The following is an 18928-nucleotide window of genomic DNA, read 5'->3' on the forward strand; positions in this document are numbered from 1 at the left end:
TGACCTTGCCCATCTTTTTGAGGCATGTTATACTAGAAGGGTATTGTCAAAATTTTCTGACATTACAGGTGGAAAGGAGGTGCTAATGCCTTTTAAAAAAACAAAACATCTTGTTTTTTCCCGCTACCTAAGCCTGCTTTGTTTGCTTCTATTTTTAGTAGTAACGTCAGTTTTTATAGCAGTTTCTTTAGGAGCGGTCACTATAGATATAGGTGATACCTATGGTGTCATCTTCAGTAAATTGGGGCTTCCAATTGCCAGTCAAAGCATAGCCAAACCACTTGAAGCTATTATCTGGAATATGCGAGTTCCTAGGGTTCTCCTGGGGTTAATAGTTGGTGCAGGCCTTTCCATGTCTGGGAGTGTCATGCAGTCAACTGTCAATAATCCGATTGCCGAACCCTACATTTTAGGCATCTCGGCAGGAGCAACTTTTGGAGCAACCTTGGCCATCATTTTAGGCCTTAAAGCTGTGGTAGGCTTGGGTGCCTTTGTGGGGGCTATCCTAGCGACGGTTCTTGTTTTAATCATTGCCTCTATGCAAGGGAGAGTGACCACCTCTGGTTTGATTTTATCTGGAACGGTTGTTAATGCCCTCTTTATTGCCTTTGCCAATTTTATAATCTCTATTGGAGCGACAGCGGACAGTGTTATGACCATTAAGTTTTGGACCATGGGTTCATTGACAGGAACATCTTGGTCAGATTTGATGCTTCCAGCAGTAGTGGTTGGTTTGGCCTTTCTCTTTTTCTCAACTCAGTATCGTGTCTTCAATGCCATGATGATGGGAGATGAAGCAGCTTTGACTTTAGGGATTCCACTTAAACTCTATTGGTATCTTTATATTGCCATCGTTGCAGTCATAACAGCCGTCATGGTTGCTAGTTGTGGTATTATTGGCTTTGTCGGCTTGATTACCCCTCATATCGCTAGAAGTATAGTCGGGACTAATTATCGTAAGCTTTTTCCAGTAGCAACTCTCCTAGGTTCCTTATTTGTGGTTTGGGCAGATGTCTTGGCTAGAATCCTCGTTAAAAATGCGGAGTTACCTATCGGTATCTTTACAGCCTTGGTTGGCGCACCTTTCTTTATTTATATTGTGACTAAAAATCGTAGGAAGGTGGTTTAGACTTATGGATGTAAAGTGTAAGGATATTCATTATTCGATTGGAGAGAAAAAAATCCTAAACGGTGTCTCTCTAGAGGTTGAAGGTGGGCAATTCCAGACCATACTAGGACCAAATGGGAGTGGGAAATCAACCTTGCTAAAAACCATTTATCGCCAGTTGAAACCAGATAGCGGTCAGATTTTACTTGATGGAAAAAGCCTAGATCAGGTAAGCCTAAAGGAAACTGCAAAAGAAATGGCTGTTGTGACACAGTTTAACACCCTTCAATTTGATTGCACGGTGGAAGAAATTGTCATGCTTGGCCGAACGCCCCATCTTTCCTTTCTACAAAAAGAATCGGAGCGGGACCACTTGCTCGTCCAGGATGCCCTAGACAAGGTTGGCATGTCTGAAAAGAAGACACGCTATTATTCGTCCTTATCAGGTGGAGAAAAACAAAGAGTTATCCTAGCGCGTGCTTTGGCTCAGGAACCCAAACTCCTTTTATTGGATGAGCCTACCAATCATTTGGACATTAAGTATCAGTTGGAGATGTTGACTTTGGTCAAGGCATTGGGTATTAATGTCCTTGCAGTTCTTCATGATATTCAATTGGCCTGTCGCTTTTCAGATTATATATACCTATTGAAAGGAGGTGAGATTGTTGCCCAAGGCGTCCCAAGGGATGCCGTCACCCCCCAATCCTTGCAGGCGGTTTATGATGTTCACAGTCGTATTACATGGACGGATGACCAGCAGGCAATGATTCAGTATTTATAAGCCTAGGAAAGGAAGGCCTTATGAACAAGAAAACGTTTCGTATCGCATTAATCGCTGCAGCTGTCCTTACATTGACAGCATGCAGTTCTACATATAAAAACAGCACATCATCGTCATCAACAGCAAAAGAAACGGTAAAAAAGACCAACTCAGAAACCCAGTATCCTTTGACCGTCAAAACTTATGACGATAAAGGAACTGAGTTAGATCAAGTATTCAAAAAGGCACCAGAAAAGGTTATTACAAATAACCTTTCATCAACTGAAATCTTGATTGAGCTTGGTTTAAAAGACAAGATTGTCGGTATGCTTAACCCTGACAATGAAGTAACCGATAAATATAAGGAAGACATTGCCTCAATCCCGCATATCGGTGATAAGAAGACCATCTCTCAAGAAGCCATCTTGGCTTACGGACCTGATGCCCTTATTGGTCGTAACATGATGTTCTCAGACAAATCAATGGGAACCATCAGCACGTGGAACAGCAACGACATTCCCGTCTATACGCAAAAAGCTTCTGTTTCAACAACCAAACAAGATTTGAATAATATCATCGAAGATGTTAAAAATATTGGTGACATTTTCAACATTCAAGACAAGGCAGACAAGTATGCAGGACAACTCCAAAAGCGTATCGACGCCGTTAAAAAGAAAAACAAGTCTTCTGACAAAGACTTGAAGAAGGCTCTGATCATGTGTGCCTACAACGATGAGACCTTTGGAACTTACAAATCTGCCCTTCAAGAAAGTATGCTTAATCAGCTTGGCTATACCAATGTTGCGACAGGAACATCAGATTTGACTCTGGAAAATCTCGTGTCTATGGAACCAGAATTGATTATCTATGTAACTAGTGACCGTAATAAGGCCATGGACAAGGATGCTACAGACAAGATGGAAAAGAACGCTGTTCTTGAAAATGTACCAGCCGTTAAAAACAAGAAAATCATGACTATTTCTTATGATGAGCTTATGGATTACGGTCCATCTGTGATTGATTCTCTTGAGAAGGTTAATGACTTTGTTAATAAATAAAGACTTTGTCTGCCATGGCATTCGAGTGACGATTGCCCTTCCTGAGTCTTATGATGCTACTAAGACTTATCCAGCTGTTTTTCTGAACGATGGACAACTGGGTTATTTGGGAAAACTAGCGGATTCCGTTATCCTGGTAGGCCTTGAGCCCAAGAATCGCTTGGATGATTTTACACCTTGGTATGCTCAGGCTTTGAGACCTGGAAGTCCTGATTTTGGTGGCAAGCTAGCCAGCTATCATGACCGTCTATTTGGCCATATTTTAAATAGCATCCAAGAGGAGTTTAGACTGGATGACAGTCGTATGGCTTACGGAGGCTACTCGCTGGGTGGACTGGCTGCTATTTCCAGTCTTTATAGCAGTGATAAGATGCCTTTTATCTTTTCCATTTGTGGATCCTTTTGGTATCCAGATTTTGTAGCTTACTGCCAATCCCACCAGCTTTTCAATAGGTCTTGCTCGGTCTATTTATGTAACGGTTTGACCGAAGGGGCTAATCATAAGAATAGACTGGTCAAGGCTCCTAGCTTTGCCAAAGAAGTACATGGATGCATCAAAAAACAGTGCTTGTCCACTTATTCAGCATTTGACCCCTACGGTCATCATGATAATCTCCAAGAAAGATATGATGGTTTTTCGGACTGGTTGATTGAAGAGTGGAAACTCTGAAATGCTGCTATTGGTGATTGAGTAGGAAAGAGAGAAGAAAAGTAGTGAAGAAGATTCCGACGATGGAATCTCTTCACTACTTTTTGTTATGCTCGAAAACTACCATCACAGTTGATGCTTCCGAAAAGTTTTTAGACATGAATCAAAAAACGCCTTAACTCTGTATATTAAAAGTAATTTACTTACCTTTGACTTATATCCTAACTTCAAAAAGGACAAGACTATTATTGTTGCTGATGCAGTAACTTATATCATTTAGAACTTTTTTGTTGGAGAAGTAGAAGGAAAAAAACTATACTTTGGTGCCTGAGAACACTTCGATATGGTTCCCTAGTATTTTTATATCTACTGGAAGATTATCCGATTTGTCTCCATCAACATCTGACTCTAACTCAACCTCTGAAGAAATCCTAATATTACGCGCTTTGATATATTCGATATTATCGTTACCTACTAGATCCCCTTTTAACAAATCTGGGATAGTCGATAATTTAGAAATGATGGATGCATCTTTTAAAATCAAGATATTTCCATATCCATCTGTATTCTCATCAAATAGTTTTTTGTCTGCGTAGTAATTAGATAGAAGAACTAAGACCTGACTAGCTTCACCTTCATAATTGCCATTTTCGCTTTCAATACGAACATTAAATACATCGTCTTCCACAACGGACTTCATCGTATTGATTGCATATGCAAAGATACCGTACTTTGTTTTATCTTCAATATCAACGTTATGAATAGCTTCTGGTAAAGATCCAATACTAAAAATATAGCCAAAATAATTTTGATTAGCTTTTCCAACATCAATGGTTTTAGTAAAATTGAAGTCAAGTTCTTCTATCGCTTGATCAATACTTTGGTTGATTTCTAAAAGCTTAGTGATTAAATTACCAGTTCCACCAGGAATAATCCCAAGTTTTGGGATGTGATTTTTTTCAGCAATCCCTGAAATAACCTCATTTACAGTACCGTCTCCACCAAAAACAATTACTGCATCATATTTTTCTTTAGAGGCTTTTTCAGCAAATTGAGTTGCATCTTTGGCTTTTTGCGTAATCTTAGTTTCAACATAATCAAAATACTTTTTAGCCTTATTCTCCAAGCTCTCTTTATAATCTAATGCTGTTTCTCCTCCAGAAGTTGGATTAATAATTATCATTACTTTTTTCATTGATATTTTCTCCTATGGACTACTAGTGACAATACTTTTCAACGGTTTCTTATGCTTATCAAATTAATATCTCACATTACTTGTTGTTATTTGGGGATTCTTTTTACTTATCCTTTTCTATTTGTTGAAGATCATCATCGTTTTTATATTGAATGATGTAGTCGACTATTTCTTTTTCAGTTAATCTATCATTTGTTATTTGTGAAACCTGAATCGAGATATTTTTCAAACCATATTCATTTTGTTTGTTAATGATACTTTGTAACTCAGCTTCTGAAAGATATTTACCTGAAATGGTTAGCTTTAGTGTATTATTTTCTTTACTATATTTCTTTTTCAAAATAGTATGGTTTTCAAATTGATCGGATAGATAATTATTGATAGACTCATTGATTAGCGTATCTCTAACTAAGGTAGTTGCAGAAGCTAAACTTGGAATAATAAGAACAAGCGAGACTAGAATTAATATTTTTCGCATTTTAGAGGCTTTACGATTATGTTTAACATAAGGATTATTAACCATCATCACATTAGTGCCAATATATGTAGCAATCATAATAAAACTGCAGTTAATGGAGAACAAATATGACGCCCCTATCATATACTCAAGATTTCCTGTGGCAATAGAATACCCCACGGTACAAACGGGTGGCATAAGAGCAGTTGCAATGGCGACACCAGGAACAATGTTATTAGCTTCTTTCTTTCGTGCTCCAATAATGCCGGCTAATCCACCGACGAATGCTATTACAACGTCCCAAATTGTGGGCGAAGTTCTAGCAATAATTTCCGTACTTGCGTAAGAAATGGGCGAAAGTAAAAAATAAAGTGTAGAGGCTAAAAGGCTTACTGCAACTTGAATAAAAAGAACTTTAAACGATTTTTTGAGAAGTTTTGTATCTAATATTGCTAACGCAAAACCTACTCCAAGGATAGGTGTCATCAATGGAGAAATCAACATTGCCCCTATGATTGTTGGAATAGAATTCATATTCAAACCAATAGATGCAATCAATATCGCACACAATAAAGTGGTTAAGTCACTTTTTGATAAATCTAAATCCTCATAGATTTTGTCCCTAAATTCTATTAGAGAATAAAGTTTACCATCCTTCAAAACTTTTTCCATAACAGTACTCCCTCTTTGTTAGTATAGTCACTTTTTAAGAAGTTACTCAATACTGTTTGACCTCTTCTGAAAGGAAAGAATATCTTGAGGGAACAACTTTTTAAGCTCACTCTTTGACGACGTATCTAAATCATTGGCCATTATTATTGTAACTTCTTTACGTGGGCGTGTTTTATATTCTACTTTCAATTTGTAATCAATTCATTACTCCTTATTAATGTTAAACTCCTACTGAAAATACCACAGTGTCTGGTATATTATTTATACTTCTTTATTAGATGGTTACTTTTTAAAGAAAAATCATGTAAGGGTTTCCATAATTCAATTATACATTTTATTTATGTTTTAGTCACTCTAACTTCTTAGGACTATTTTCTTTTGTATCTAAAACCTGATTAATCACATGGATGCACCAGTTTAATCAATCTTTTTATTCCTAAATTTTTCCATTTAGGAAATGCTCTTATAATTGTATAGCTAGGTGTAATTTATTCAAAGCTTCTCGTGTACACAAAAAAATTATGAGCTAAGCGAAATTACAAACTTACGCAAACGGTTGCAAAAACCACCGATAGTTTCCATACTTTCTTTGTAAGCGCAAACATTTTCATTGACTTATCAATTTGATTAACTTATACTGTTATTAACAGGTATATACTAACATTAATCTTATGATTGTTAAGATTAATATAAAAAATGTTTTAGCTAAAATGTAACTCTTTAGATGGTTTGATTTTCCAAACAATCTAACTTTCCTCTATGTAGAAAGGGGGAGACATTATGCTTTGGGCTATTATTGTCGGAGGCTTTATAGGTTTTATTGCTGGTGGAATCACTAAAAAGGGAGGTTCCATGGGAATAATTGCCAATATCTTTGCAGGTTTAATTGGTTCATCTGTTGGACAGTCACTCTTCGGTTCTTGGGGACCTAGACTAGCTGGAATGGCCTTAGTTCCATCAATTTTAGGGGCAGTTATTGTTGTTGCAGTAGTATCATTTTTCTTAGGAAAAAAAGAATAATTTTCAATATTTCGACAGGAAGACTCCAATCAACTAGCAAACTTAGTGCCGATAAATTAAAAAAGTGGTAAACATGGACTAGCTAATGGTTTATCAGCAAATAAAGATAACGTTAGTGAGGGTGTTCAAGCTGTTTATGACTCGACTTCAACACAAAAGCTATAATTTAACTTATCTTGTTATACTTAAAAATTTGAATGTATTGTTTAAGAGCGTTCATATTTAAAAATCTTTATGTCCAAAGGAGGATAAAATTATGTCAGTAGAAGAAAAACTTAACCAAGCTAAAGGCGCTATTAAAGAAGGTTTCGGAAAAGTAACTGGTGATAAAAAAACAGAAAAAGAGGGTGCTGCTGAAAAAGCAGTCTCAAAAGTGAAAGAAGTTGCCGAAGATGCCAAAGATGCTGTTGAAGGAGCTATCGAAGGTGTGAAAAATATGATTAAAAAGGACGATAAATAATTAAATAGTCAATTGATTTTTCACATAAAAGCTACAAAAGTTACTCTACAAAAAAATAGAGTTGTCATATTCTACTCCTAATTACTCACTTATAAGATTACTTTCAAAATAACTACAAATCGATATTCTTATAATATTATTCAGTTGAAAAATCAACTTTCTTTAGATTAATTTAAATTCCTTTTTAAATCCATATATATTCTTTCTAATAGTAAAAGCACTCTAATTTCTATAGTTTTATCCAAGCTATAGACGCTAGAGTGTTTTTTATAACATTTTGAAGAATTATTTAATGATTGGGGGAGGTTTGTATTTTTCTAGTTTTTATACAAATCAGCAAAATATAAGCGCTAACATCATCCCGAATAGGGAATGGCAAACGTTTGCATTACTTGTGAATATTTTCACTACCAAAGCATCACATTTTCAGTGAATTACTTGATTTTCATAAGTATTAGTTTTATAATCAAAGTATAGAAAACGCTTTCAAAAACATCTCCGAGTTTTTGTCCTACTTGAAGTGGTTCGGCTAACAGCCGACTTCCATTCTAGAAAGGAGTATTGTTTTGAGTCAATGTGATATTCTCATTATAGGGGCAGGTCCTGGTGGTTATGTTGCTGCTGAAGAAGCTGCCCGTTTAGGTAAAAAGGTAACTGTCATTGAGAAAAACTCCATAGGTGGCACTTGTTTGAACGTTGGCTGTATCCCATCCAAAGCCTATCTTGAACATGCTCATTGGTTATTAGCTGCTAAAGAAGCCTCTCAGTATGGAGTAACAGTTTTAAATGATAATCTTGATTTTCAAAAACTTGTTGCTCGCAAAGATCAAGTCGTAGCAACACTACAGTCTGGTATTCAATCAAGTTTTAAACAATTAGGGATCACCTATATTGAAGGTGAGGCAGCTTATATTTCTGATAAAACCTTCCAAGTTAATGGTGAAAGAGTCTCAGGTAAGTCTGTTATTTTGGCGACGGGGAGTCATCCATTTATTCCTCCTATTGCTGGTATTAACGATGTTGACTACTTGACAACAGATAGCTTTTTCAACTTAAAGGAACTTCCTCAACGTTTGGTTATCATTGGTGGGGGTATTATTTCCGTTGAGTTAGCTTTTGCCATGGCTCCACTTGGTGTGGATGTGACAATGATAGAGGTTGCACCAACAATTTTAGCAACTGAAGATGACGAAGCACGTTCCATTATTAGAGAAAAGATGGAACAACTTGGAATTACTATTCTGGAGGGAGTTAGCATAGATAGGGTTAAAGAAAATGCTGTAATTTTAGCAGATGGCAAGTCCTACTCTTATGATAACTTACTTGTAGCAACAGGGCGTAAGCCAAATATTGAGTTAGCCCAAATGATGGGCTTGGAGCTGACCGAAAAAGGCTTTATTAAGGTAGATAGTTATTACGAGTCATCTCAATCAGGTGTTTATGCGATTGGGGATTTGATTCCTGGATATATGTTAGCTCATGTTGCTAGTAGCGAGGGAATCAAAGCTGTTCGAGCCATTTGTCGTCAGGCTGAGGAACCGGTTGATAATTCAAGTGTTCCACGGTCTCTCTTTACAACGCCAGAGATTGCTTCCTTTGGCTTGTCAGAAGAGGAGGCGGTACAACAAGGATATGATATATCAGTTGGTCAACTTCCTTATGTTTATAATGGTCGAGCCATTGCGTCTAATTCAGCAAAAGGTTTTGTTAAAATTGTCTCCGAAAAACGCTATCACCTACTATTAGGTGCCGTTATCGTTGGTCCACATGCAACTGATATTCTACAATCCTTGATTGTCTTGAAAGATGCTGAAGGAACACTTGATCAGCTTGATAAGACAATTTTTGCACATCCAACAATTTCTGAATTGGTTCAGGAAGTTGTAAGACTGATTTTAAGGTCCTAAGGTCGATGGATAGGTTTAGCACAGCCATTCTCATTTTTTCAAATCTATATATCTGTCAATAATATTTGTTTTTTATAAAGCTCTCTATAGAAGGAGGAAACAATATGACACATTATCAAGAATTGCCACAAGCCCTAATGAAAGAAAAACATCAGGGACAAACCTTAACCAAGGAAGAAGTTAAGGTTCAAACTGCCCATGATCTTGGTGTGGAAAATGTTTCAAAAGAAGAGGCTAAATCCATGTATAAGACTATGTGGGATATTCGAAATTTTGAAGAAAATGCACGACATTTCTTTTCAATCGGTCAAATTCCAGGATTTGTTCACCTTTACTCAGGTGAGGAAGCTATTGCGACTGGGGTATGTGCTAACTTGACTGATAAAGACTACATTACTAGCACACATCGAGGACATGGACACTGTGTGGCTAAAGGTGGAGACCTTAAAAAAATGATGGCTGAAATCTTTGGTAAGTCTACTGGGCTTGGTAAAGGTAAGGGTGGCTCTATGCATATCGCTGACTTGGATAAAGGAATCCTTGGTGCTAATGGTATGGTAGGCGGAGGCTTTGGTCTTGCGACTGGGGCTGCTATGCGCAACAAATATCTAAAGACTGATGATGTTGCTGTATGTTTCTTTGGTGATGGTGCTGCCAATGAAGGTAATTTTCATGAGTGCTTAAACATGGCCTCTATTTGGAATCTACCTGTGGTATTTGTAAATGAAAACAACCTTTTTGCAGAATCAACACCACAATGGTATTCATCAGGTTCTCCAACAATTGCTGAACGTGCACAAGCTTACAATATGCCTGGAGTTCGCGTTAATGGTAAGGACTTATTTGCTGTTTATCAAGTGGCTAAAGAGGCCATTGAACGTGCGCGTCGTGGAGATGGTCCAACGTTAATTGAAGCTATTACTTATCGTAACCATGGCCATTTCGAAGGAGATGAGCAAAAATACAAAGCACCAGATGGAATCGAAAAAGAATGGGCAGATGTGGATGCCTTGGAAGTATTTCGTGACCTGGTAACTGAAAAGGGTATCCTTAGCCAAGATGAATTGGATGAGATTGTTGCCCAATCACAAAAAGATGTTGAAGATGCAATCCACTTTGCTCAAGAGAGCCCAATTCCAAAAGAAGAAGCTCTCTACGAAGACGTATTTGCAGACTGATTGAGGAGGATTCATAATGACTAGAGAAACATTATTTATGAAAGCCATCAATGAAGGGCTCGATCAAGCCATGGAAAGAGACGAGCGAGTTGTTCTCCTAGGAGAGGATATCTCAGGTGGTGTTAATGTTGAACACTTAGAAAATAATAACGAGGATGCCTGGGGCGGTGTCATGGGTATCACACGAGGATTGATGCCGAAATATGGCAGGGAACGTGTTATTGATACTCCGATTTCTGAGCACGGCTATTTATCAGCTTCGGTGGGGATGGCGCTTACGGGACTAAGACCTGTACCAGAGTTGATGTTTAATGATTTTATTGGATTCTGTTTTGATGCCCTATTAGGACAGGCTTCTAAGATGCGTTACATGTTTGGCGGTAAAGCTAAAGTTCCCATGGTTGTTCGTACTATGCACGGGGCAGGTGCTTCAGCTGCTGCGCAACACTCTGGATCCTATTACGGTTTATTTGGATCGATTCCTGGTATTAAGGTGGTCGTTCCTGCTACTCCTTATGATGCCAAAGGATTACTCCTAGCATCAATAGAGGATGATAATGTAGTTATCTTTTCTGAAGACAAAACCCTCTATGGCTTAAAAGGGGAAGTGCCAGAAGAATACTATACTGTACCAATTGGTAAGGCTGCCGTTCGTAGAGAAGGTAAGGATTTAACAATTGTGACAATTGGTAAGATGTTGTATGTAGCCTATGAGGTCGCCGACCGCTTAGCAAAAGACAACATTTCTGTAGAAGTGATTGATCTTCGTACAGTTGCTCCATGGGATGAAGAAACAGTGTTAAATTCCGTGAAGAAAACTGGTCGTTTAATTATTGTGGATGAGGCCAATCCACATAACAATACTGCAACTGATATTGCATCTGTCGTTTCAGATAAAGCTTTTGATTATCTTGATGGACCAGTGAAATGTGTTTGTGCTCCAAATACTCCTGTTCCATTTGCGACAAACTTAGAACAAGCCTATATCCCTGATGCGGATAAGGTTTTGAAAGTAGCTGATGAATTGATTCAGGACTTGAAAGGATAGGAGGGCGCTTATGGCAACAGAAATTTTAATGCCCAAGCTCGGCCTAACCATGACTGAAGGACTCATTCAAAAGTGGTTGGTCCAAGTTGGTGATACAGTAACAAGTGGTCAGCCTTTATTGGAAATTAGTTCTGAAAAATTGACTAGTGAAGTCGAATCCCCTGCTTCTGGGGTTGTTCTAGACATTGTGCATGGTGAAGGTGTTACAGTTAAATGTAAGGAAGTCGTTGGATGGGTTGGTCAGGAAGGAGAGGATGTAGGAACCGAAGAGGCTCCTGCACAAGAGGAAGCTCCAACTGAAGTCGCTAAAGATTCAACACCGCCTAGTCCTAAATCTACTACAGCACCTATAGCTCGTACTAGTGGGGAACGCATTTTCATTACACCGGTGGCTCGTAAGATGGCTGCTGAGAAAGGCTATGATATCTCCCTTATTAAAGGGACAGGTGGAAATGGTCGTATTACAAGACGTGATGTAGAAGCTTACCAACCAAGTCTTGTTGTTGATAAGGTCGTTGAACCTCTACCACAAGATATGACCTCAGGTCAATACGGTGAGGGACTCCAAGGCATGCGTAAGATTATTGCCGAACGTATGATGAACAGTCTTCATTCTTCTGCTCAAGTGACACTTCATCGTAAGGCTGATTTAACTGAGCTTTTGAAATTCCGTAAAGAACTTAAGGCCAAGGTCCATACTCCACTTGAAAATGGTGAACTAGGTATCACAACTCTATTAACTAAAGCAGTAACCAAAGCTTTGAGAGATTTTCCAGCTTTGAATGCTTGGTATGGCGGCGGCATTCATCAGATTCAAGAAAGCATTCATATTGGTATGGCAACAGCTTTGGATGATGGTTTGGTTGTCCCTGTGATTCGAGACGCAGACCGTATGACTTTAGCAGATCTTGGTCAAAGCATTAAGACTCTGGCTAATCAAGCTCGAAAAGGTACACTTCCATCTGACCTATATAGTGGTTCTACTTTCTCAATTACGAACCTAGGGGGGCCAGGTGTAGAATACTTCACACCAATCCTTAACTCCCCAGAGGTGGCAATTCTTGGAGTAGGAGCAACTCAACAAGCTTTGGCATTTAATGAGGAGGGAGAGGTTGTTCAAAAAGACTATCTTCCATTGAGTCTGAGCTTCGACCATCAAATCATCGATGGCCTTCCAGCAGCTGAATTTTTAGCACAAGTTATATCTTATCTGGAAGACCCTTATCTCCTTATTTTCTAGTGGATTTAAATTTTGCAAGGTTAAGATTATCAACTAATAGACATATTATAGGTTAAAATATAAAGTTTTTTGCTAACCTTGTCTAGCTCAATAGCTAGCGTAAAGCTTACACAGAGAGAAGACTAACTTAGTCTTCTCTTTTCGTGTTGCTAAGGGGAGAGCTTTTCTTAAGTCAAGTGGGAATTTGTCTATCAATTTCCTAATGTCTTTTAATAACAATGTACAAAACCCATTTGTGATTTTGCCTTTCTTCAATCTTTGAAAAGCCAATACTTGTTAATAACTGACTCAATTCAGAACTTGTTCCATAATCTGTCATATGATACTGTATTTTTTCTTTTTCGGAAGCAATAATCAGAGTAGAATGATTGGACATGACTCGATAGATTTCCTGAAAGCTTTGTTTTAAATCTATCCAGAAAAAATGGGTCTGAATGGCAAAGACAAGATCAAAATAATGATTTTGGTAGGGAAGGTTTTCGACATTGCCAACCATCAGCTGGACACTATCATTTTCTATTGACTTTAAAAGCATCCGTCTAGCAGTTTGATAAGACTCCTTGGAAATATCAATGCCATGAATGTCAAGATTTTTATCTAAAGCAAGTAGGTTTTTGATAGTGCTACCACCGCCATAACCGACTTCTAAAATACGACTATTGTTAGGGATAGTGGTTTGTTTTATTGCCCAAAGGCTGAGTTCCTTAAAATAGGACGACCAGATGTTGGTAATCACTCGGCCAACAAGACCACTCGGATTTCTAGATTGCTTTATAAGATATTGAATGAGCATGTTCCCTCCCATTTTTGAAAATAAAGTTTGAAATATAGATGGTTTAAATTCAAACTTTATTATAGAGAAAGCTAGTAAGAATAGCAAGAAAAAATGAAATATACAGGTATATATTTCAAACTTATGCTACAATTGGTAGTAACTGAGGTGTTCACATGAATCAATATCAAAAGACGACTGAGAAAAAGAAGCAAGCGATTATTCAAGCAGCTTTGCGTTTGTTTAAAGACAAAGGTTTTAAACAAACGAGTATAAAATCTATTGCAGAGGCAGCAGAAGTATCTCCTGTTTCTATCTACAATTATTTCGGGAGCAAAGATAACTTGGTAACTCTCTGTGTTAATGACTTGTTTGAAGAAATAACCCAGCAAGCCGAGGATATTTTAAAAAGTAATCTAGCTTTTAATACAAAATTAGACCATGCTTTAGACCTATGTCAGGAGAAAATGAGTCAGCAAATCTCGGACTATTTTCAAGATAAAATGGTGGAAGATTCTGTTTTCTCAACTCTCCTAACGAAAGCAATCACTGCAAAAAAAGGTGACATCTATCGTGCTTATATTCATCTCGGAAAAGCAGAGGGCCTTATTGCTGAAGATCTATCGACAGAGCTTATCTTAAATGTCATGGATGCTCTTAATGGTATGGGAAATCAATTAGCCCATAGTGACAATTTAGAGACAGAGGTTGAGCAAATTCATCAGATCTTTTTGTACGGTATTTTAGGAAAAAAGAAATCATGATTTTCCTAATTCTATTATTGTTCACAGCTAGCAACATCCCATCCCAATCAGTTGTATATTCTCATGCATGGGTGTAAAATTTACTATATAAAGATAAAGAGGAGCAAGTTATGGAATTAAAAGATTTTACTGAACAAGAACAAAAGCAAATCGAAAAAGGTTTGAGCACAGCTGAGATTTCTGATAAGGAAGCGGCTAAGAAGTTACTCGCTCTCGTACCACAAGAATGGATTAAACGCATTCCTTTCTTTGTCAGAGGGCATGCGACGACTAAGACAGTCGAGCGTGTAGCCAAGCAATATCCTGAACTTTATGCAGTGGCTAAGCGTCAAGGGGACCTTCCTGAAAAAGAGAGAGAAGAGTTACGTAAGATTATGACAGACATCTTTGAAGAAAAGATGAACAAACACAAGATTAAATAAGATTTTTAAAGACAATGTGTTTATTTCTACAATTACGAATCAACCTTCCATAAAAAAGAGATACTGTCAATTTTACCATCCCGTTACGGAGAAAAAATGAGCAAATTTATTTCAAAACAATCAGTCGCTATCTGGTATGCACTGTTTGCCCTCTTTGCTACATATATAGTAGGGCAAGTTATCCTATGGTGTTTCCCAGACAGGAGTAATCTGGGTGCCTCACTACTGTTTATCCTAATGAACTGTGTTCCCCTGATTATGGCGGCTGTCTTTTCTCTTGTGTTGAGTGAAGTCAAATCCTTGGGTGAATTCTTCAAAAAGGTCTTTCTTCAAAAAGAAAGTCCCCTGTCCTGGATTCTAACTCTCTTCATTCCAGTCATCTACTATGGAATCTCATTCTTTCTCAGGAATGTTAGCTTTACTGGGAACACCCTCTTGGCCTTCTTACTATATTTTCCCTGGACCTTTTTATATGGGGGGCTGGAAGAAGTAGGTTGGCGTTGGTTTTTACAAGAACATCTTTCCTTTAGCAAGCACTTTATAACTAAAATGATGGTTCTTTCCATTGTCTGGTTCCTCTGGCATATCCCTATCTATCAACTCCCTTGGATTACAGCAGGTTCCTCCAACTATCTCATTTTTTACCTGATGATTTTAGGAAATACTTTTCTATTTGGAGCTCTCAAAGAGTATTCGAAAGGAGCTGCTCCTTGTATCCTTGCCCATATGCTGATCGATAGTCTGGCTGTCCTTATGCTAGTTCAGAGCTCTCTTACTCAGATTATCCTTCTGGTTATTTGCGAAATCCTACTAGCCTCTTGGCTGGTGGCGGTACGAAAATCATAGAAATAGAGTTGAACCTCCCACTGAATTTCGGTGGGAGCTTTTCTTTCCTATCTCTTGATATAATGACACAGTTTCATTTTTAGGAGGTGATTCGTTTGGCCAAGGATACATTTCATCATCAAAAGGCTGAAAAAGAGAGAAGAATTGCGTAAAATCATGACAGGCATCTTTGAAGAAAAAATGAATAAACACAAGATTAAGTAATGTTGTATCAAAAGAGGTATAAGTCTACAAACTTATACCTCTTTCATATCTTTACTTCTTACTTGATTTGGATAGGGTGATGGCAACCATTGTCGCACACAGGAAAAAGGCTGCTAGTAAACCTTTTGTAGTCGTGGTCATAAAGGGTTTATCAAAGACATAATAGTTATAGACAGAAAATCCCAGTCCAATAAGAGTTACAATAATCGATATAACAAATAGCGTCACCCATAATCTTCTTTGAGTCATCGTCAACCTCCTGTTTGTATTCGTTTTCTTTCTGCCTATAGTATAACATAAAAAACCTTAGCTAAATTCCAGAGAGTGGTTTGGCTAAGGTTTTCATATTATTTCGTCAAGACAACCGTATCATTTGGATCGTGGTCATCATCTTCAATAGTCAGCTGATTACCGTCGAGTTTGTAGAATTTGGTATCATCACCAATCGTTAGACTTTGATTGTCAGGGTTAACTGTTACAGACTTGCTTTCCTTCTCGCCATCTGCTTCGTCCTCTTCCCAAGTTCCAGTATTTCCAGAGATGATAAGAGTAATACGATTATTTTCATCAGTTCCTTTATAGGTGCCATCTAGCCCTTCAGTCTGTTTAGAAACTTCAGAACTTTGTGAAGATGAAACCTTACTTGAACTTTGTTGGGTGCTAGCAGAGCTTTCAGGTGTTTGAGCTTTCTGGTTTGAGCAGGCTGCTAAAAGACCAAGAACTGCCATAGAGGCAAGAGAAAGTGTGAGTTTTTTGGACAATGTCATAGGCTTTGTCTCCTTTCTTTGATACCTTAAGTATAGCAAACGCTTACAAGCAAACCAAGCAAAAGCCCTTTTCTGAAAATAGTTGGAAATCACTCTTCAAATTCTCAAAGGCATAATCTATTATCCCCATTTAAACTATGCTATACTGATAAAAAGCAATCAAGGAAGGTTCCTAATGACAACTACCAATCCACGTCGCCAGTGCGAGCGACTTTGGGCAGCCAATAAGTACCTGGTGCTCAGCCATTCAAACAAGATTTACTTAGAAATCCGTAACTATCTCAAGAATGATGAGGTTAGTTTGGATCAGGTTCAGGCCTACATTGATCAAGCCCTGGACCTTCCTGAAAATCCTGGTCAGGTCGTCAATGCTTTCCAACATATCTGGGGGTATTTTAAGAAAAAAGCAACCACTAGTGAGAAGGAAAAGTTTATGGCTCAGTTAGATAGCTATGCAGCAGGCCAAATTCCTCAGCATGGTTTAGTGGAATCTGTCAAAGAGCTCCTCAGCAAGTATCCTAATCGCTATCTGGAGGAGTCAACCTTAATTAATGGGGGTTCAAAATGAGACTGTGGCATCAAGAGTTGATTGCAAAACTACCCCGTCAGCAATTATTAGGGCAGCACCGAGAATGTTGCGCCCTTCGTGGTAAGGGATGGCAACGCAAACATGCGACGGTTAACTATGTTTTTGATTATTCACCGTATCGCTTGTTTAAATACCATGAGCTTATTATGCAAGAAATGGCGGAACGTGGCTATCGTGTCAGCCCAGAGTGGTTGGACAAGGAGTATCGAGGCAGGCAGATGCCAGCCTACGATAAGATTGAAGTGGAGAAGCTACCAGTCATCATTTACCCAGAGCATGATACTGCCTATTTACAGGAATGTCTGGACAATCTCAAGCAAAAAGGAATCATCATCTAAAGGAGGAAAACGATGCATTTGTTTAAGTGGCTTGCACCTAAAAAGAAAGCAGCAGAAGGCCTTGTCATGCGTATTTCGACAGCTGATCAGGTAGACTATGCGACGATTACAAACCCAAGTGACAGTGATATCTGGGATGCCTTGGCGCAACTTCCAGTATCCTACGATAGTCTCTATCTCACTTATAGCGAAAAAGGGTCAATGAGTTTTATCTTTGTTGAATCCGAGGATGACAAGTATCGCTTGGAACACGACACACCTGAGCTAGGATTAGAATTGACCAATGTCGCGCGTGTATCCCAACAAGTTGCCAGAGACATCCTTATTCGCTTTTCGAAAGAGCACACAGTGATTTTGGACGACCATTGGAAGCAAGAGAAAGTAAGGTAGTCCTATGGCATATCTTACCCCAGAAACCAGACGTAAGAGACTAAAAGGCTTTTGCTTAATTATTGAAATCATTTGTCTGGTTCATTTTGCAATCATTGTCCCTCGTGACCGGATTTTTACTCCTGAAAAATGGGCTCAAACACCAGCTCCTATGCGACACAAACTCATGTGGAGTTTTCACCGGCAGTATCAGCTTGAGGGCATGACGAGAAAAGAAGTTGAGAAACTCTTGGGCAAGGGGAGTGATCTTCAAGGAAGTGTTGAGTACAAGCTGAAGGACGATTGGATTGGTGGTTGGCGTGTTTACCATATTGACTATAAGCAAGGCCGTGTGATTCGTGCCAAAGAAACGTGGCAAGACTGGTGAAAATGGGCTTTTTCTTCCCCTAAAAGTAGTATAATCAAGGTGTAAAGGTAATCGTTTTCAAAAGAACGAAGCTGTCTTTTGATTAGAAATGGAGGACAAACTCATGACCCTATTTATGTCTAAACTGATGAGCGGTATTATGGAACTGCTCATAGTCTCTGTCATTCCTTTTATCACTTGGTTAATTTGGAGCAGGAAAAAGGTCGGTTTCTTTGACTGGATTGGGTTGAAGAAAGTTGAGAGTCAGAAGAAGAGGCAATTATTACTGACCATTTTGGGTATTAGTCTACTTTTTCTTCTTTTTTCGATTGTGGTCTTTAGTTGGTTTGACTCTAGCCAAACGGCCACAGCAGATTTTTCTGGAAAGGGAATTGGAGCTCTTCCTGCTATTCTAGCCTATGCTATCTTAGGGACTGCCTTGCCAGAAGAAATCTTCTTTAGAGGTTTTCTATTAAAAAGGATGCAAGGAAAACTAGGATTTCTAGGAGCAAATCTGGTTCAGTCTCTCTTATTTGGTCTCATCCATGCACTTATGTTTATCCAACTAACTGGTTACCTTAAGACTTTTGCCATTTTGGTCTTTATCAGTCTCATAGCTTACGTTTTTGGTGCTATCAATGAGATAAAAGCAAGTGGGTCCATTCTTCCTAGTGTCTTTATCCACGCCTTGGCCAATACGGTTGTAGGGTTGCTCTTTGCCTTCTCTCTCATTTAGAT

General features: G+C 38.4%; 23 protein-coding genes. 18 read left to right on the plus strand and 5 right to left on the minus strand.

Features of this window, described 5'->3' with window-relative positions; translation table 11 throughout:
- The first annotated feature begins 85 nt into the window (after positions 1–85).
- Genes ACWPVZ_RS03425 through ACWPVZ_RS03440 form a run of 4 tightly spaced genes read left to right on the plus strand, consistent with a single transcriptional unit; the run spans position 86 to position 3596 of the window.
- Entirely contained in the window at positions 86–1129 is a 1044-nt protein-coding gene (locus ACWPVZ_RS03425; RefSeq protein ID WP_073950123.1) for a FecCD family ABC transporter permease, read from the plus strand.
- Positions 1130–1133: 4 nt separating this feature from the next.
- Entirely contained in the window at positions 1134–1889 is a 756-nt protein-coding gene (locus tag ACWPVZ_RS03430) for an ABC transporter ATP-binding protein (protein ID WP_073950125.1), read from the plus strand.
- Positions 1890–1909: 20 nt separating this feature from the next.
- A complete protein-coding gene (locus ACWPVZ_RS03435) occupies positions 1910–2926 on the plus strand; it encodes an ABC transporter substrate-binding protein (protein ID WP_454380926.1) in 1017 nt (338 codons plus the stop codon).
- On the plus strand, positions 2907–3596 hold the full coding sequence (locus tag ACWPVZ_RS03440; protein WP_454380928.1) for an alpha/beta hydrolase-fold protein: 690 nt from the start codon (positions 2907–2909) through the stop codon (positions 3594–3596). Before ACWPVZ_RS03435 ends, ACWPVZ_RS03440 begins: the two co-directional genes overlap by 20 nt.
- A gap of 292 nt (positions 3597–3888) precedes the next feature.
- On the opposite strand, the gene ACWPVZ_RS03445 is transcribed toward ACWPVZ_RS03440, so the two are convergent.
- Together ACWPVZ_RS03445 and ACWPVZ_RS03450 are read right to left on the minus strand one after the other, a co-directional pair.
- Entirely contained in the window at positions 3889–4770 is an 882-nt protein-coding gene (locus ACWPVZ_RS03445; protein ID WP_454380930.1) for a diacylglycerol/lipid kinase family protein, read from the minus strand.
- Positions 4771–4873: 103 nt separating this feature from the next.
- Complete coding sequence (locus tag ACWPVZ_RS03450) at positions 4874–5899, minus strand: DUF389 domain-containing protein (RefSeq protein ID WP_155212933.1); 1026 nt, start codon at positions 5897–5899, stop codon at positions 4874–4876.
- Positions 5900–6679: 780 nt separating this feature from the next.
- Between ACWPVZ_RS03450 and ACWPVZ_RS03455 the strand changes: the two genes are divergently transcribed.
- From ACWPVZ_RS03455 to ACWPVZ_RS03480, 6 genes are all read left to right on the plus strand, one after another.
- Complete coding sequence (locus ACWPVZ_RS03455; protein WP_002890536.1) at positions 6680–6919, plus strand: GlsB/YeaQ/YmgE family stress response membrane protein; 240 nt, start codon at positions 6680–6682, stop codon at positions 6917–6919.
- A 256-nt stretch (positions 6920–7175) separates the two neighbouring features.
- Positions 7176–7379 carry a CsbD family protein gene (locus ACWPVZ_RS03460; protein WP_004182825.1) on the plus strand — a complete coding sequence of 68 codons (204 nt, stop codon included), beginning with the start codon at positions 7176–7178 and terminating at the stop codon, positions 7377–7379.
- A gap of 566 nt (positions 7380–7945) precedes the next feature.
- Complete coding sequence (gene lpdA, locus ACWPVZ_RS03465; RefSeq protein WP_195413815.1) at positions 7946–9286, plus strand: dihydrolipoyl dehydrogenase; 1341 nt, start codon at positions 7946–7948, stop codon at positions 9284–9286.
- Positions 9287–9390: 104 nt separating this feature from the next.
- Complete coding sequence (locus tag ACWPVZ_RS03470) at positions 9391–10464, plus strand: thiamine pyrophosphate-dependent dehydrogenase E1 component subunit alpha (protein WP_014634179.1); 1074 nt, start codon at positions 9391–9393, stop codon at positions 10462–10464.
- A gap of 16 nt (positions 10465–10480) precedes the next feature.
- Positions 10481–11512, plus strand: coding sequence for an alpha-ketoacid dehydrogenase subunit beta (locus ACWPVZ_RS03475; protein WP_002890539.1), 1032 nt, complete (start codon positions 10481–10483; stop codon positions 11510–11512).
- A 10-nt stretch (positions 11513–11522) separates the two neighbouring features.
- Positions 11523–12752 (plus strand): dihydrolipoamide acetyltransferase family protein, encoded by a 1230-nt coding sequence (locus tag ACWPVZ_RS03480; RefSeq protein WP_201041587.1) that lies wholly within the window; start codon positions 11523–11525, stop codon positions 12750–12752.
- Between the two features lie 199 nt (positions 12753–12951).
- Here the strand turns inward: ACWPVZ_RS03480 and ACWPVZ_RS03485 are convergent, their stop codons facing one another.
- Positions 12952–13545, minus strand: a complete 594-nt coding sequence (locus ACWPVZ_RS03485) for a class I SAM-dependent methyltransferase (RefSeq protein WP_454380934.1) — start codon at positions 13543–13545, stop codon at positions 12952–12954.
- A 155-nt stretch (positions 13546–13700) separates the two neighbouring features.
- Here ACWPVZ_RS03485 and ACWPVZ_RS03490 point away from each other — a divergent pair, with 155 nt between their 5' ends.
- From ACWPVZ_RS03490 to ACWPVZ_RS03500, 3 genes are all read left to right on the plus strand, one after another.
- Positions 13701–14288, plus strand: coding sequence for a TetR/AcrR family transcriptional regulator (locus tag ACWPVZ_RS03490; RefSeq protein ID WP_316582265.1), 588 nt, complete (start codon positions 13701–13703; stop codon positions 14286–14288).
- 110 nt (positions 14289–14398) lie between these two features.
- Complete coding sequence (locus ACWPVZ_RS03495) at positions 14399–14710, plus strand: hypothetical protein (RefSeq protein ID WP_037600327.1); 312 nt, start codon at positions 14399–14401, stop codon at positions 14708–14710.
- Positions 14711–14806: 96 nt separating this feature from the next.
- The gene (locus ACWPVZ_RS03500; RefSeq protein ID WP_454380937.1) at positions 14807–15556 is read left to right on the plus strand and encodes a CPBP family intramembrane glutamic endopeptidase; all 750 of its coding nucleotides are present in this window, start codon (positions 14807–14809) and stop codon (positions 15554–15556) included.
- Positions 15557–15811: 255 nt separating this feature from the next.
- Here ACWPVZ_RS03500 and ACWPVZ_RS03505 read toward each other — a convergent pair whose 3' ends face one another.
- Both ACWPVZ_RS03505 and ACWPVZ_RS03510 read right to left on the minus strand, forming a co-directional pair.
- Complete coding sequence (locus tag ACWPVZ_RS03505; RefSeq protein ID WP_139723964.1) at positions 15812–16009, minus strand: bacteriocin immunity protein; 198 nt, start codon at positions 16007–16009, stop codon at positions 15812–15814.
- A 98-nt stretch (positions 16010–16107) separates the two neighbouring features.
- Positions 16108–16527, minus strand: coding sequence for an SP_0198 family lipoprotein (locus tag ACWPVZ_RS03510; protein WP_454380939.1), 420 nt, complete (start codon positions 16525–16527; stop codon positions 16108–16110).
- A 175-nt stretch (positions 16528–16702) separates the two neighbouring features.
- Between ACWPVZ_RS03510 and ACWPVZ_RS03515 the strand changes: the two genes are divergently transcribed.
- The 5 genes from ACWPVZ_RS03515 to ACWPVZ_RS03535 all read left to right on the plus strand — a co-directional run bounded on the left by ACWPVZ_RS03515 (position 16703) and on the right by ACWPVZ_RS03535 (position 18926).
- Complete coding sequence (locus tag ACWPVZ_RS03515) at positions 16703–17095, plus strand: YbgA family protein (RefSeq protein ID WP_060972385.1); 393 nt, start codon at positions 16703–16705, stop codon at positions 17093–17095.
- Positions 17092–17454 carry a TIGR02328 family protein gene (locus ACWPVZ_RS03520; protein WP_070476439.1) on the plus strand — a complete coding sequence of 121 codons (363 nt, stop codon included), beginning with the start codon at positions 17092–17094 and terminating at the stop codon, positions 17452–17454. Before ACWPVZ_RS03515 ends, ACWPVZ_RS03520 begins: the two co-directional genes overlap by 4 nt.
- 12 nt (positions 17455–17466) lie before the next feature.
- Complete coding sequence (locus tag ACWPVZ_RS03525; RefSeq protein ID WP_060972784.1) at positions 17467–17844, plus strand: hypothetical protein; 378 nt, start codon at positions 17467–17469, stop codon at positions 17842–17844.
- 4 nt (positions 17845–17848) lie between these two features.
- Positions 17849–18211 (plus strand): hypothetical protein, encoded by a 363-nt coding sequence (locus tag ACWPVZ_RS03530; protein ID WP_156246601.1) that lies wholly within the window; start codon positions 17849–17851, stop codon positions 18209–18211.
- Between the two features lie 103 nt (positions 18212–18314).
- The gene (locus tag ACWPVZ_RS03535; protein ID WP_454380942.1) at positions 18315–18926 is read left to right on the plus strand and encodes a CPBP family intramembrane glutamic endopeptidase; all 612 of its coding nucleotides are present in this window, start codon (positions 18315–18317) and stop codon (positions 18924–18926) included.
- Positions 18927–18928: the final 2 nt, after the last annotated feature.

The sequence above is a fragment of the Streptococcus sp. Marseille-Q6379 genome (assembly GCF_965119505.1).

Excerpts from the sequence above, each read along its gene's own strand:
- ACWPVZ_RS03495 (WP_037600327.1), top strand. The coding sequence starts at position 14,399 with ATGGAATTAAAAGATTTTACTGAACAAGAACAAAAGCAAATCGAAAAA.
- ACWPVZ_RS03505 (WP_139723964.1), bottom strand. The coding sequence starts at position 16,009 with ATGACTCAAAGAAGATTATGGGTGACGCTATTTGTTATATCGATTATT.
- ACWPVZ_RS03470 (WP_014634179.1), top strand. The coding sequence starts at position 9,391 with ATGACACATTATCAAGAATTGCCACAAGCCCTAATGAAAGAAAAACAT.
- ACWPVZ_RS03480 (WP_201041587.1), top strand. The coding sequence starts at position 11,523 with ATGGCAACAGAAATTTTAATGCCCAAGCTCGGCCTAACCATGACTGAA.
- ACWPVZ_RS03525 (WP_060972784.1), top strand. The coding sequence starts at position 17,467 with ATGCATTTGTTTAAGTGGCTTGCACCTAAAAAGAAAGCAGCAGAAGGC.
- ACWPVZ_RS03510 (WP_454380939.1), bottom strand. The coding sequence starts at position 16,527 with ATGACATTGTCCAAAAAACTCACACTTTCTCTTGCCTCTATGGCAGTT.
- ACWPVZ_RS03425 (WP_073950123.1), top strand. The coding sequence starts at position 86 with ATGCCTTTTAAAAAAACAAAACATCTTGTTTTTTCCCGCTACCTAAGC.
- ACWPVZ_RS03445 (WP_454380930.1), bottom strand. The coding sequence starts at position 4,770 with ATGAAAAAAGTAATGATAATTATTAATCCAACTTCTGGAGGAGAAACA.
- ACWPVZ_RS03450 (WP_155212933.1), bottom strand. The coding sequence starts at position 5,899 with ATGGAAAAAGTTTTGAAGGATGGTAAACTTTATTCTCTAATAGAATTT.
- ACWPVZ_RS03490 (WP_316582265.1), top strand. The coding sequence starts at position 13,701 with ATGAATCAATATCAAAAGACGACTGAGAAAAAGAAGCAAGCGATTATT.
- ACWPVZ_RS03430 (WP_073950125.1), top strand. The coding sequence starts at position 1,134 with ATGGATGTAAAGTGTAAGGATATTCATTATTCGATTGGAGAGAAAAAA.
- ACWPVZ_RS03435 (WP_454380926.1), top strand. The coding sequence starts at position 1,910 with ATGAACAAGAAAACGTTTCGTATCGCATTAATCGCTGCAGCTGTCCTT.
- ACWPVZ_RS03530 (WP_156246601.1), top strand. The coding sequence starts at position 17,849 with ATGGCATATCTTACCCCAGAAACCAGACGTAAGAGACTAAAAGGCTTT.
- ACWPVZ_RS03500 (WP_454380937.1), top strand. The coding sequence starts at position 14,807 with ATGAGCAAATTTATTTCAAAACAATCAGTCGCTATCTGGTATGCACTG.
- ACWPVZ_RS03440 (WP_454380928.1), top strand. The coding sequence starts at position 2,907 with ATGACTTTGTTAATAAATAAAGACTTTGTCTGCCATGGCATTCGAGTG.
- ACWPVZ_RS03455 (WP_002890536.1), top strand. The coding sequence starts at position 6,680 with ATGCTTTGGGCTATTATTGTCGGAGGCTTTATAGGTTTTATTGCTGGT.
- ACWPVZ_RS03475 (WP_002890539.1), top strand. The coding sequence starts at position 10,481 with ATGACTAGAGAAACATTATTTATGAAAGCCATCAATGAAGGGCTCGAT.
- ACWPVZ_RS03535 (WP_454380942.1), top strand. The coding sequence starts at position 18,315 with ATGACCCTATTTATGTCTAAACTGATGAGCGGTATTATGGAACTGCTC.
- ACWPVZ_RS03520 (WP_070476439.1), top strand. The coding sequence starts at position 17,092 with ATGAGACTGTGGCATCAAGAGTTGATTGCAAAACTACCCCGTCAGCAA.
- ACWPVZ_RS03460 (WP_004182825.1), top strand. The coding sequence starts at position 7,176 with ATGTCAGTAGAAGAAAAACTTAACCAAGCTAAAGGCGCTATTAAAGAA.
- ACWPVZ_RS03485 (WP_454380934.1), bottom strand. The coding sequence starts at position 13,545 with ATGCTCATTCAATATCTTATAAAGCAATCTAGAAATCCGAGTGGTCTT.
- ACWPVZ_RS03515 (WP_060972385.1), top strand. The coding sequence starts at position 16,703 with ATGACAACTACCAATCCACGTCGCCAGTGCGAGCGACTTTGGGCAGCC.